This window comes from Arthrobacter sp. NPDC055138 (genome assembly GCF_053607305.1).
Window position 1 is genome coordinate 219,693 of the sequence record NZ_JBSGTH010000005.1, and the last position, 12,175, is coordinate 231,867.

10 protein-coding genes are annotated in these 12,175 nt (G+C 66.8%); 2 read left to right on the forward strand and 8 right to left on the reverse strand.

From position 1 onward, the window contains the following. Positions 1 to 3: 3 nt before the first annotated feature. Positions 4 to 564 carry a hypothetical protein gene (locus tag ACWF5H_RS14105; protein WP_452037579.1) on the reverse strand — a complete coding sequence of 187 codons (561 nt, stop codon included), beginning with the start codon at positions 562 to 564 and terminating at the stop codon, positions 4 to 6. Between the two features lie 165 nt (positions 565 to 729). On the opposite strand from ACWF5H_RS14105, the gene ACWF5H_RS14110 reads away from it, so the two are divergent. Further along, the gene (locus ACWF5H_RS14110; RefSeq protein WP_452037580.1) at positions 730 to 1,431 is read left to right on the forward strand and encodes a LysM peptidoglycan-binding domain-containing protein; all 702 of its coding nucleotides are present in this window, start codon (positions 730 to 732) and stop codon (positions 1,429 to 1,431) included. 86 nt (positions 1,432 to 1,517) lie between these two features. Next, positions 1,518 to 2,144, forward strand: coding sequence for an Rv3235 family protein (locus ACWF5H_RS14115; RefSeq protein ID WP_452037582.1), 627 nt, complete (start codon positions 1,518 to 1,520; stop codon positions 2,142 to 2,144). Between the two features lie 13 nt (positions 2,145 to 2,157). Here the strand turns inward: ACWF5H_RS14115 and secA are convergent, their stop codons facing one another. From secA to mtrA, 7 genes are all read right to left on the reverse strand, one after another. Then, positions 2,158 to 4,881, reverse strand: a complete 2,724-nt coding sequence (gene secA, locus ACWF5H_RS14120; protein ID WP_452037583.1) for a preprotein translocase subunit SecA — start codon at positions 4,879 to 4,881, stop codon at positions 2,158 to 2,160. Between the two features lie 44 nt (positions 4,882 to 4,925). After that, positions 4,926 to 6,176, reverse strand: coding sequence for a winged helix-turn-helix domain-containing protein (locus tag ACWF5H_RS14125; RefSeq protein WP_452037584.1), 1,251 nt, complete (start codon positions 6,174 to 6,176; stop codon positions 4,926 to 4,928). A gap of 40 nt (positions 6,177 to 6,216) precedes the next feature. Then, a complete protein-coding gene (hpf, locus tag ACWF5H_RS14130; RefSeq protein WP_364648315.1) occupies positions 6,217 to 6,942 on the reverse strand; it encodes a ribosome hibernation-promoting factor, HPF/YfiA family in 726 nt (241 codons plus the stop codon). A gap of 208 nt (positions 6,943 to 7,150) precedes the next feature. Beyond that, the gene (locus ACWF5H_RS14135; protein ID WP_452037585.1) at positions 7,151 to 7,975 is read right to left on the reverse strand and encodes a ComF family protein; all 825 of its coding nucleotides are present in this window, start codon (positions 7,973 to 7,975) and stop codon (positions 7,151 to 7,153) included. Between the two features lie 108 nt (positions 7,976 to 8,083). Continuing rightward, a complete protein-coding gene (locus tag ACWF5H_RS14140; protein ID WP_452037586.1) occupies positions 8,084 to 9,811 on the reverse strand; it encodes an LpqB family beta-propeller domain-containing protein in 1,728 nt (575 codons plus the stop codon). Further along, positions 9,792 to 11,486: an MtrAB system histidine kinase MtrB gene (gene mtrB / locus ACWF5H_RS14145; RefSeq protein ID WP_452037587.1), complete on the reverse strand. Its 1,695-nt coding sequence runs from the start codon at positions 11,484 to 11,486 to the stop codon at positions 9,792 to 9,794. Before mtrB ends, ACWF5H_RS14140 begins: the two co-directional genes overlap by 20 nt. Continuing rightward, positions 11,487 to 12,164, reverse strand: a complete 678-nt coding sequence (mtrA, locus tag ACWF5H_RS14150; protein ID WP_127511342.1) for an MtrAB system response regulator MtrA — start codon at positions 12,162 to 12,164, stop codon at positions 11,487 to 11,489. Between the last annotated feature and the right edge of the window lie 11 nt (positions 12,165 to 12,175).

A 12,175-nucleotide genomic window follows, 5' to 3' on the forward strand; every position in this document is an offset into this window, starting at 1 on the left:
CGCTCAGTCCAGGCGCCGCGAAACGAGTGCCGCGATGGCAGTGAACGGCACGGTGTAGACCGAACGGACATTGGCCGCGCGCCGGTCTTCTCCGGACGGTACCGCAGCGATGTCGAAGGAATCAGCCCCCACCCTGTCGATCACTCCCTCAGCCGCGGCGGTGCCGGAGTTGCCTGCCAGATAGACGCCTACCGGGGCCCGGTTCCGGCCGAGCCCCCGCAGCGCCGACCCGAGACCCAGCCGGCGCGCTGCGGACTTATCCGCCGCCGCATGCCGGCCCATGCCTTCGATCAACTGCACGGCAGCCAGGGGCACGAGCACGTTCCGCACGCCCTCGTTAAGCACCAGCCAAGTAGATCCCACGTGGGCGAGCGATCCGTCAAACCTGAGCTGTGCACCGGCGCTCACGCGCAGCTGCGTGCCCAGTTGTCCGCGCAGCCTGTTGGCTAGATCCACAGCGGCCAGCTCGATCCGCGCTCGCTCGTTGACCTCGGCCTCCAGCTCCAGCCGGTCCGCGGCGTGCAACTGTGCCTCCAGATCCTCGAACAGGGCGTCCCATCGCATGGCGCAAGCCTAGGAAGCACGGGCAAACAACGTCAATCGGTCAAGACCCTTTACATCTTCCTCAGCTAAGTGCCACTATATGAAACCTCAGGCATTCAAACGACACCAAACAGCAACAAATGACGTCAAAACTGTCCAAACGAGGCACGACCTAAGGGGCATCCGATGCGCCGAATCATCTCCGATCTCGTCACCGCAGGGCTGATACTCGGCAGCGGGACCGTGCTGATTCTTGCCGGCACGAGGATAGGCTCCGGGGCGCTGTGGCCGCCGCACAGCTATCAGGACGCACTCGCGGTCCTTTCCGTCGGCGCCGGCTTTGCCGTGCTGTGCTGGCTACTTCTCGGTCTGGCTGCAGCTGCCGCCGGCGCCACGCTGGCGAAAACCGGACACCTGAAGCTGGCTGCACTGTCAGCCGCCGCTAGTCCGGCCTTCCTGCTGCGGCTGGCGGGCGCCGTCGTCGGGCTGAACCTGTTGGTCATCCCCGTCGCCCATGGTTCCCCCGCGGCAGGCACCGCCGGACCGCCGTTGCCCACCGCGCCTTCACACACCGCCGGAATCGATCCGCTGTGGCAACCGGCCGGTGAGGCGGTGGACCCCTCGTGGCAACCGAGGCCTCCTGCAGCGGCACCCGGAATCGTCGCCAAGCCTCTGACCCGGGATGATCTCGGAAGCCGGCGGTCGGTGACCGTCACCGCCGGAGACTCTCTCTGGCACCTGGCGGCTGCCGAGCTCGGCCCGCTGGCGACGGACGCCGAAATTGCCGAACGGTGGCCGGACTGGCATGCCGCCAACACCAAAACAATCGGCCACGACCCCTCGCTGATCCGACCGGGGCAAACCCTCATCGTTCCGCCGCCGCGTTAAGGACCCCACGGGCTGCCCCGGAGCCGCGGAACTTCGAGGTGGCAGAGAAACGCCAGCGCACTACCGATGGAATGAAAGGGCAGGACATGGACAACGTTCGACGACTCCCGGACGCACGGACACGGGCGGAAGACGCGGAGGCTGCCGAGCAGGCGCACGCCCTCGCCCCCGCCAGCGGCGCGCCGCGGCCGCTGACGGTGCGGCGGGTCAACCCCGCCGGGCCCGACAGCTACTTCGCACCGGTCATCCGACTGCAGCCCAGGAAACCTGACCCGGCTGTGGCGGACCGGGCATCCGGGCCCGGTGCGGTGTCTCCGCCGGTTCGGCTGCGAACAACAGCGGATCCGGAAGCGGCGGCCGAACTGCGCCAGGTGACGGCGACGGCCCGATCCGTGGCGCAGGCCTGTCTGGAAGCGGTCGCCGGCACGCGGCCGGTCCAGCAGTTGGCCCGATGGCTCGATCCCGCCAGCTACGAAAAGCTGGTGCACCGCGCAGACATTGTCAAGACCCACCAAGCCAAACTGCGGGCCGGCGGCGCGCCGCTGCGGCTGCACCGCAGCGCGGTGGTGCGGTCCTCCCGGGTGTGCCGGGCCGCCGAAGGCGCCTACGAAGCGTCGCTCGTGGTTGCCGACAGCCGGCGCGTGCGGGCCATCGCATTGCGGCTGGAACTGGTCCGTGGGCTGTGGAAGGTCACAGCCCTGGAGATCGGCTGACGGCAGCCCCAGGCTACTTCCGGCGCTTGCCGCTCTTCGCGGGCCGCTTGTCCTTGGCAGTCTCGGCCTTGGCTGCGCTTTGGCGCTCCACCCGGGTCTCTGCCTCTCCGGTCGCTGTCGGTGCGGTGAACTGGAGCGAGGCAGGGCGCTGCGGAGCTTCCAATCCAGCCGCCACGATCTGCGGTCCCGCTGCCGTCCGGGCGTCCGCAATACCCGGCGCGGTCACCTCGACAGGCTGCTGGACCTGGACCTCGAGGTTGAAGAGGTAGCCGATGCTCTCTTCACGGATGGACTCCATCATCGCCTGGAACATGACGAATCCCTCGCGCTGGTATTCGACCAGCGGATCGCGCTGTGCCATGGCGCGCAGGCCGATGCCTTCCTTGAGGTAGTCCATCTCGTAGAGATGTTCCTGCCACTTCCGGCCGATCACCGAGAGCACCACGCGCCGCTCCAATTCGCGCATGGTCTCCGACCCGAGGGTCTGCTCGCGCTGCGCGTAGGAGACCTTGGCGTCGGACACAATTTCGGCGCGGAGGAAATCGGCTGTGACCTTTGACCGGCCGCCGGCTTCCTCCAGCACTTCGTCGATCGTCAGTTCAATCGGGTAGAGCTGCTTGAGGTTGGTCCACAGCTGCTCATAGTCCCAGTCGTCGCCGTGGCCTTCCTCGGTGGCTTCGTTGACCATCGCGGTCACCACGTCCTCCAGGAAGAACGAGACCTTCTCGTGCAGGTCATCACCCTCCAGGATCCGACGCCGGTCGTTGTAGATGGCTTCGCGCTGCCGGTTGAGCACGTCGTCGTACTTCAGCACGTTCTTGCGCTGCTCGGCGTTGCGGCCCTCGACCTGGGCCTGGGCGTTCTGGATGGCCTTGGACACCATCTTGGACTCCAGCGCCACGTCGTCGGGCATCCGCGAGGAGTTCATGATCCGCTCGGCGGCGCCGGCATTGAACAGCCGCATCAGGTCATCGGTCAGGGACAGGTAGAAGCGCGATTCGCCCGGGTCGCCCTGTCGGCCCGAACGGCCGCGGAGCTGGTTGTCGATGCGGCGCGATTCATGCCGTTCCGTGCCCAGCACGTAGAGCCCGCCCAGCGCCCTGACTTCGTCGTGTTCGGCCTGCACAGCCTTCTGCGTCGATTCCAGGACCGCGGGCCACGCGGCCTCGTACTCCTCGGCGTTTTCGGCCGGGTCCAGGCCGCGGCGTTCCAGCTCGGACACGGCGTTGAACTCGGCGTTGCCGCCGAGCATGATGTCGGTGCCGCGGCCGGCCATGTTGGTTGCGACGGTGACCGAACCCTTGCGGCCGGCCTGGGCGACGATCGCCGCTTCACGGGCGTGGTTCTTTGCGTTGAGTACTTCGTGCCGGATGCCCTGCTTGGCGAGCTGCTTGGACAGGTACTCGCTCTTCTCCACGCTGGTGGTGCCGACCAGGACCGGCTGGCCCTTCTCGTGGCGGGCGGCAATGTCCTTCACCACGGCGTCGAACTTGGCGATCTCGTTCTTGTAGATCAGATCCGACTGGTCGATGCGGGCCATCGGCTTGTTCGTCGGGATCGGCACCACACCGAGCTTGTAGGTGCTCATGAACTCGGCGGCTTCGGTTTCGGCCGTTCCGGTCATGCCGGAGAGCTTGCCGTAGAGCCGGAAGTAGTTCTGCAGCGTCACGGTCGCCAGCGTCTGGTTCTCGGCCTTGATCTCGACGCCTTCTTTGGCCTCGATCGCCTGGTGCATGCCTTCGTTGTAGCGGCGGCCGGCCAGAATGCGCCCGGTGTGCTCGTCGACGATGAGCACCTCGCCCTTGAGCACCACATAGTCCTTGTCCCGCTTGAACAGTTCCTTGGCCTTGATGGCGTTGTTGAGGAACCCGATCAGCGGCGTGTTCGCCGACTCGTACAGGTTGTCGATGCCGAGGTAGTCCTCGACTTTTTCGATGCCGGACTCGAGCACGCCGACGGTGCGCTTCTTCTCGTCGACCTCGTAGTCCTCGGTATCCTTCAGCCGCATCACCACGCGGGCGAATTCCGTGTACCAGCGGTTGACGTCGCCGGAGGCCTGGCCGGAAATGATCAACGGGGTACGGGCCTCGTCAATGAGGATCGAGTCGACCTCGTCCACGATCGCGAAGTGGTGTCCGCGCTGCACCAACTCGTCGCGGCTCCAGGCCATGTTGTCGCGCAGGTAGTCGAAGCCGAACTCGTTGTTCGTTCCGTAGGTGATGTCCGCGGCGTACTGTTCGCGGCGGCTGGCCGGGTTCTGGTTCGCCAGGATGCAGCCGCTGGTCAGGCCGAGGAAGCGGTAGACGCGGCCCATCAGATCGGACTGGTACTCGGCCAGGTAGTCGTTGACCGTGACGACGTGGACGCCCTTGCCGGTGAGAGCGTTCAGGTAGGCAGGCGCGGTAGCCACCAGCGTCTTGCCTTCACCGGTCTTCATCTCCGCGATGTTGCCCAGGTGCAGGGCCGCCCCGCCCATGAGCTGGACGTCGAAGTGGCGCAGCCCCAGCGTGCGGCTGGCGGCTTCGCGGACCGCGGCGAATGCTTCAGGGAGCAGGTCGTCAAGCACCTCGCCGTCCTGGTAGCGCTGTTTCAGCGTGTCGGTTTCCCCGCGCAGCTCGGCATCGGTGAGGGACTTAAAGTCCTCTTCCAGCACGTTGATCGCATCGGCGTAACCGCGCAGCCTCTTCAGCGTCTTCTTGTCGCCGGTACGAAGCACACGCTCGAGAATCGTTGGCACTACATTGCTCCCAGTCAGTCGCGCAGAATTCTGGCTTGTTCAGTCTACGTGAGAGACGTGCCGCGCACTGTTTTGGTTCCCTGGGCCCGTTTCGCAACCTCCCGGGCCAGGCCGGCAGCCAGATCGCCCCTGTCCTCAACCGCCACACGGTCCAGCGCCAACCATCCGGCCATGGCCGCGAGCTCGGCTGCCAGCTCCGCGGCCGTGCCGGGTGGAGCGTCCACTTCGGAATGCGCCGACCTGACCACCAGCCTGCCTGCGGGCCGGTCCGCCTTCAGGTCCACCCGGGCACACAGCCGGTCCCCCAGCAGGAACGGCAGGACGTAGTAACCGTAGGTCCGCTTCGCCGCCGGCGTATAGATTTCGATCCGGTAGCGGAAGTCAAACAAACGTTCGACCCGCTGGCGCTCGAAAACCAGGGAATCGAAGGGGCTCAGCAGCGCCCGGCCGGTGGCCCGGCGCGGCCTGGCGGCACCGGCATGCAGATAGACCTCCCCTTTCCAGCCATCCACCTCCACGCGTTCCAAGGTGCCAGCGGCCTCCAGCGCCCGCACCGCGCCGGCCGCAGCCCGCGCCGGGACACGGAAGTAGTCGGCAAAGCATTTGACCGTCCCGATACCGTGGGCCCGCGCCGCGGCTTCAGTCAGCCGGAGCATCGCTTCTTCCGGATGGGGCCGGTGCCCGGCGTCATGCGGCGCGGGCAGCACCCTGTCGGTCAGGGTGTAGAGCCGCTCAAATTGTGGGGTGCGCGCGGCGGCGCTGACCAGCCCTTGTTCAAACAGGGCCTCCAGCACCCGTTTGACCGCGTTCCAGTTCCAGCCCCAGTCTGTCTTGGCCCGGGTCTCCTCATGGCCGATCCGGTCCGCCACCGCGCGGGCAGTCAGGCCCCGCGAGGTGGCCAGCGCGTCGAGGATCCGGGCGGACAAATCCCGGACCACGTCCGGATCCATTCCGGCAGCGCCCACCCAGCGGCGCCGCTGCCACTGGCGGAGATCGGCGAAATCCTCCGGCTTGATGTAGCTGGCTTCGTGGGCCCAGTACTCGATCATGCGCCGCGGCGCTTTCCCGGCCAAGCGGTGCAGGATATCGACGTCGTAGCCGCCGAGCCGGGAGAAGAACGGCAGATAGTGCGAGCGCACCAGCACATTCACCGAATCGATTTGCAGCAGCCGTAGCCGGTCAAAGGTCCGGCCCACCTGCCTTGCTGTCACAAGACCGGTGGGCCGTTCCTTGGCCAATCCTTGGGCGGCCAGCGCAATGCGGCGGGCCTGGACCAGACTGATGCGGGCTGTCATGCCTTCATATTAGGCATCCACTAGGCAGCCGCTGCGGCAGTCAGGCGTTGGCGTTCTCCTGCGAGCGGTAGGCCAGCAGCTCTTCGCGCGCCTTGGCTTCTTCGGCGCTGCAGTCGGCATCGAGGGTAATCACGCCATAGGTCCAGCCACGGCGGCGGTAGACGACGCTGGGCGCGCTGGTTGCCTTGTCAACGAACAGGTAGAAGTCGTGTCCCACCAGTTCCATGTTGTCCACGGCATCGTCGAGGGTCATGGCCGCGGCCGGGAAGACCTTGCGGCGGATCAGCACCGGCGAGTCTCCCGCGGGGATGTCGTTTTCGATCTCGTAGCCGGTTCGTTCCTCGGCCGGGGTCTGGAGAGCGGCCGCGGAGGCCAGCGTTTCTTCATGCAGCGGCACGTCCGTGCTGGCTGGTTCCAGCGTGGCGGTGGCCTGGTGGACGGCGGTCGGAGTGTGGCGTCCGTGATGGACCTTGCGGCGGTCCCGGGCGCGGCGCAGGCGCTCCAGAAGCTTGTTATAGGCGATGTCGAAAGCTGCGAACTTGTCCGCTGCCTTGGCCTCCGCACGGACCACGGTGCCGCGTCCGAGCACGGTCAGTTCGACGGTCATCGAGCTCTCGGCATTGCGGGCATTGGCTTCTTTGGTGACTTTGGCATCAAGCCGTTGGACCTTGTCGCCCAGCTGCTCGATCTTGGAGATCTTCTCCTCAGCGTACTCGCGGAACCTGTCGGAAACAGACAGGTTGCGGCCGTTGATGTTGAATTCCATGGTGCCCTCCATAGTTGCCTAGATGACACAACAGCGACTGAAAGAGAAACTCCTTTCAGCCGCTGAAGACGGGAATCCTCCCTTACGGGAGCCCATACCTCACGTTAGATCACGTATGCCTTTTATTCACCTTTTAGTCAGATAATCTCGAACATTTCCTGCCGATTCCCTGCGGAACCCGCACCAGCATCGGCTCGTCCGGCGCTCATCAGGATGGTCCGTCGGCGTGTCCAGCCGGAGCCGAGGCAGCTGCCAGCACCGCTCCGCCCAGGGGAACTCCGCCGGCGGCGCGGAGCGCCCTGGCCAGCTCGGCCATCGTGGCCCCGGTCGTCAGCACATCATCCACCAGCAGGCAGCCGCGCCCGGCGATCTGTGGCACGTAACGCTTCGGCACGGCCATGCTGCCGGCAACATTCCGCTGCCGGGCGGTCCGGCCCAGCGACTTCTGCCCGCCCGGGGAAGTCCACCGCATCAGCCGCTTTCCCGAGCCCGCCGGCCGGACCGCCGGCAGCAACTGCACTCCGGCCGGCAGCAGTCCGTGCCGTTCCAACCGGGAGAGCAGCAGCTGCAGCGGATCGTAGCCGCGGCGCCGGCGGGAGATCCCACGGCCGGGAACCGGGACCAGCACCGCGCCGTCGGGCCGGCCAGCACGCTCGGCGGCCGCGTCCAAGGCGCCCGCCAACGCGACGGCCAACACCGGGGCCAGTTCGGTCCGGCCATGATTCTTGAAGGCGAGCACTGCTTGGGACAATTCGCGCCGGTAGGGACCGCCCGCCGTCACCGGCAGCGGCCGGCCGGCCTCGTCCAGCGGGAGCGATTCGGACGCCTCCTCGACCGCAACCGGGCGCAGCGTGGAGCGCCGCAGCCGCCGCCTGCAGGCAGCGCACAGCACCTGGTCCGGCGCACCGCAGGCCACGCAGTCGGTCGGCAGCAGGAGCCGCCCGAACTGCCCGGACCAGATCCGCAGGGCCTGGACGCTCCGGCTGAAATACAGCCGGTCCAGCCCGCCGCCCAGCTCCGCCGTCGTCCTCATCGCCGTGTCCCTGCCATGCACCAAGCTTTGCCTTCCCCTGCCGCACCGGGGACGGATGCCGTGCGGTTGTGGACACGGCTGGGCCAGCAGCGGCCTGTGCAGGCGAAGCTAGCCCGGGAAGGACGGATCGATGACCAACGGCGAATTCCGCTGCGGCGCCCAGCTGTTGCCCACCCGGATGTAGAGCATCTCGTTGGTTTGCGCGTAGACGTCCTGGTCACCGTTTCCGGCGCTGATCTCCACCATGCCTTGCAGCGGTGCGGTCCGCTGGCTGCTGCCGTCCAGGTGCAGAATTTCCGCGGTCACGGCCTCTTCCGCCGAGGACTTCATGACAATGACGGTGTCCTCGTTCGCCCACACGCCGGTGTCCACCGGCACCGACGCTTTCAGCCGCTTGGGCGTGGTGATGCCGCGCGGCCGCCCGTCCCGGTCCCTGACCACGCCGGCGATATACACGCCCGTGCTTTCGCCTTCGCGGGTGATGATCAAAGCCCTGGAGCCTTCGCGGGAGATCTGCAGCTCGGTCACCGTCCGCTCGGTCAGCCACTGGGCACTGACCGCAACCACTTCGTCCGGCTTCTCGATGGAGACCGCGGAAACCCTCCCGCTGCCGTCGCCGGCGGCGGTCCAGGCCCAGCCGAAGGGATCAACGCTGGGACCGGTCAGTTCCCGCCCTGAAGCCGCTTCCACCGCCCTGCGGTCTTCACCGATCACGAACATCCGATTGCGCTCTGCGGTCAGGAACGCGAAGCGCTCCTGGTCCAGCGACATCGCCGGTTCGTGCGGGCTCAGCCGGTCAACCGAGGGCAGGCCCTCGGGCTTGACCGGACGCGATCCCTCGTAGAAGACCAGCTCCTCGTTCAGGATCCCGACCTGTACATTGCCGACGGCGGGGTCGGTCACCGCGGCCTGGAACTCAGGATCGGGGCCGCTGCCCAGATCCACTTCCCGCTGGTCAACAGTCATCTGGACCGTGGAGACGGTATTGAGCTCGCCCAGGGTCAATTCCAGCTGCTGCTGCATCTGCTGTCGGCGCAGGAACGTGGTGCCGGTCAGGACCTCAGCGGAAAGGTCAACGCTGGCAGCGCCCGATTCAATGGGCACGGCCCGGCGCACCAGCTGCGATCCCTCCGGGAAGGCGCTGATCACCGCCCCGGCCAGGTACGGTGCCGGCCCCTCCAGCATGGCCGCTACGATGGCCGCCGAAATTCCCTGCCGGTTGGCGAACCAGCGCACATCGGGGACAGCGTAGGTGTAGGTGGGGTCGTAGAAGTAGAGGTTGTACGGGGAGAACAAGGTGCGGAAATCCACGGTGGAGACCATGGTCCCGTCCGGGATGCTGGAAATACGCCATTCGCCGTCCACCTCGGTCAGTTCAACGGGCAGCGATTCCGTGGCGCCTTCCTCAGCCTGCGTCCGCACCCCTGCTTCGTTGATGGAGGTGTCAACTTCCACCTGGAGCACGAACTCGGTTTCGGACGGCGAGCCCACGGTCTTCACGACGTTTCGGTACACCAGCGTCCGTTGCACCGGCTGCCATTCGCCCGCCAGATCCGGCGCCAGGAATTCGCGCGCTATCCGGTAGTCGTCCTGCGGCGCCGTCCCGGCCTGGATGAATCCCTCGACAATCTCCTTCGGGTCGTCCCCGGGCGTCGGTCCCGGCGGGTTGAAGGTGTATCCGGTCCCCCGGCTCTCGCCGGAGTCGGCCTGGACCGTCGCGACCGGTCCCGACATCGGGATGGAGGAGCAGGAGGCCAGCGCCAGCATGGCGAGTACCATGACGACGACGGCGCGCAGGCGACCCATGCGGGCGGGCTCAGCTGGGGTCCGGAACACCGTTTTCCTCCTGCTGTTCGAGTAGGACGTTCTCCGCCGCCGGATGCCCGTGCATGCCGTTGGCACCGGCGGGCGGCAGCGGCAGCGGCGAATGCGTGAGCGTGCCGCCGCTGTGCCGCGGCAAGGTCAAGCGGAAGCAGGCACCGTTGCCGGGCTCGCCCCACGCCTGAAGCCAACCGCCGTGCAGGCGCGCGTCCTCGGTGGAGATGGACAGTCCCAGGCCGCTGCCGCCGGTGGTCCGCGCCCGGGCAGGGTCGGCGCGCCAGAAGCGGTCGAAGACCCGGGAGGCTTCCATCGGGGTCATGCCGATGCCGTAGTCCCGGACCGCAACGGCCACCGCTTCCTCGGTGGCACCGACGGTCAGTTCCACCGGGTTGCCGTCGCCGTGTTCCAAGGCGTTGACGATCAGGTTCCGCAGGATGCGTTCGATCCGTCGGCGGTCCATGTCCGCAATGCAGCGCGGTTCCAGCGCGATCAGGCGCAGTTCGGAACCAGAGTTGTCCGCCAGCGGCTGGGCAGCGTCAAGCGCTGTGCGGGCTATCTCCACCAAATCGGTCGGTTCCGCATCGAGCGCGGCAGCACCTGCGTCGAAACGCGAGATTTCCAGCAGGTCGGCCAGCAGTGCCTGGAAGCGCTCCACCTGGTTGTACAACAGCTCGGTGGAGCGGGCGTTGATTGGATCGAAGTCCTCGCGTGAGTCGTACAGCACTTCGGCTGCCATCCGGACCGTGGTCAGCGGGGTGCGCAGTTCATGCGAGACGTCGGATACGAACCGCTGCTGCATCTCGGACAACGTGGCCAACTGGGTGATCTGTTCCTGCAGGCTGCCGGCCATGTGGTTGAAGGAGGCTCCCAGCCGGGCCAGTTCGTCCTCGCCCCGGACTTCCAGCCGCTCCTGCAATTGGCCGGCGGCCAGCTTCTCCGACACGATCGCCGCCTGGCTGACCGGGTGCACCACCGCACGGGTCAGCAGCCAGACGATGCCGCCGACCAAGACCAGGAGCAGTGCGCCGCCGATCCAGAGCACGCGGTGGATGAAGTCCAGCGTCTGCTGCACGGAGGAGAGGTCGTAGACCAGGTACAACGCGTAGGCGTTGCCCGGCGGCAGCTGCACCTGGGTGCCGAACCCGATGGCCGGCACGTCGCTGTCGCCTACCGGCAACGCGAGTGCCTGGCGGTACTGTCCGCTGCCGGTGGCGACCTCGTTGGCCAGCCCCTCCGGGATGATGTTGGCGGTGATGGACGTGTTGGACTGGCTGAACACGTAGAGGTTCTGCCCGCCCGGCAGCGGCGTGAGCAGGTAATAGCGCGGGGCTTCCGCGCCGGTGCCCTCCAGCAGTTTCAGCGTGTCCCCCACCATGCTGGCCACGGTGGCACGGTCGCTGGCGGACGAGCTCTCGAAGATGGTCTTGACTTGGGACAGGCCGCGCCGGGACTCGGCCTCTGCCTGGTTGACGCGCTCTTGGTAGAGCCCGGAGGCGATCTGGCTGGAGAGGAACGCGCCCACGCCCAAGAACGCGAAGGCGGTGAGCAGGACGGCAGCCGTGACCGTCCGGAACTGCAGCGATCTCCGCCATTTCCGGTTCAGGAAGTCGCGGCCCCGCAGTGTGGCATGCCAAGCGGCCTCAGCTGCCGCCTTCAGCTTGGCTTTCCACCGGTTGAGAACCGGCTCCACTTACCCTTGGCCGGCCTTGTATCCGACGCCGCGAACCGTGAGCACCACTTCGGGCGCTTCCGGATCGCGCTCGATCTTGGAGCGCAGCCGCTGGACATGCACATTGACCAGCCGGGTGTCTGCGGCGTGGCGGTAGCCCCAGACCTGCTCCAGCAGTAATTCACGGGTGAACACCTGCCACGGTTTCCGGGCCAGTGCCACCAACAAATCGAATTCCAGCGGGGTCAGCGAGATCCTCTCGTCCCCGCGGTGCACCACGTGGCCGGCGACATCGATCACGACGTCGGCGATCCGCAGCGTCTCAGGGGCCCGCTGGTCTCCCGGGCGCAGCCGCGCACGCACGCGGGCCACGAGTTCTGCCGGTTTGAACGGCTTGGGCACATAGTCGTCGGCGCCGGACTCCAGTCCGCGGACCACGTCCGACGTATCCGCCTTGGCGGTCAGCATGACAATGGGGACATCCGATTCGCCGCGAACCTGTCGGCAGACTTCGATCCCGTCCAGTCCAGGCAGCATCAGGTCGAGCAGCACCAGATCGGGCTTGCTGCTGCGGAAGACCTCGAGGGCCTGGGAACCGTCCGCGCAGAACACCGGATCGAAACCGTCGTTGCGCAGCACGATGCCGATCATCTCGGCCAGGGCCTCGTCGTCGTCTACGACCAGAATGCGTGCCTTCATATCTCCTAATT

Bases quoted from the DNA above. Each gene is read 5' to 3' on its own strand.
- ACWF5H_RS14105 (WP_452037579.1), bottom strand. From the start codon at position 564: ATGCGATGGGACGCCCTGTTCGAGGATCTGGAGGCACAGTTGCACGCC.
- ACWF5H_RS14110 (WP_452037580.1), top strand. From the start codon at position 730: ATGCGCCGAATCATCTCCGATCTCGTCACCGCAGGGCTGATACTCGGC.
- ACWF5H_RS14115 (WP_452037582.1), top strand. From the start codon at position 1,518: ATGGACAACGTTCGACGACTCCCGGACGCACGGACACGGGCGGAAGAC.
- ACWF5H_RS14125 (WP_452037584.1), bottom strand. From the start codon at position 6,176: ATGACAGCCCGCATCAGTCTGGTCCAGGCCCGCCGCATTGCGCTGGCC.
- ACWF5H_RS14135 (WP_452037585.1), bottom strand. From the start codon at position 7,975: ATGAGGACGACGGCGGAGCTGGGCGGCGGGCTGGACCGGCTGTATTTC.
- mtrA (WP_127511342.1), bottom strand. From the start codon at position 12,164: ATGAAGGCACGCATTCTGGTCGTAGACGACGACGAGGCCCTGGCCGAG.
- hpf (WP_364648315.1), bottom strand. From the start codon at position 6,942: ATGGAATTCAACATCAACGGCCGCAACCTGTCTGTTTCCGACAGGTTC.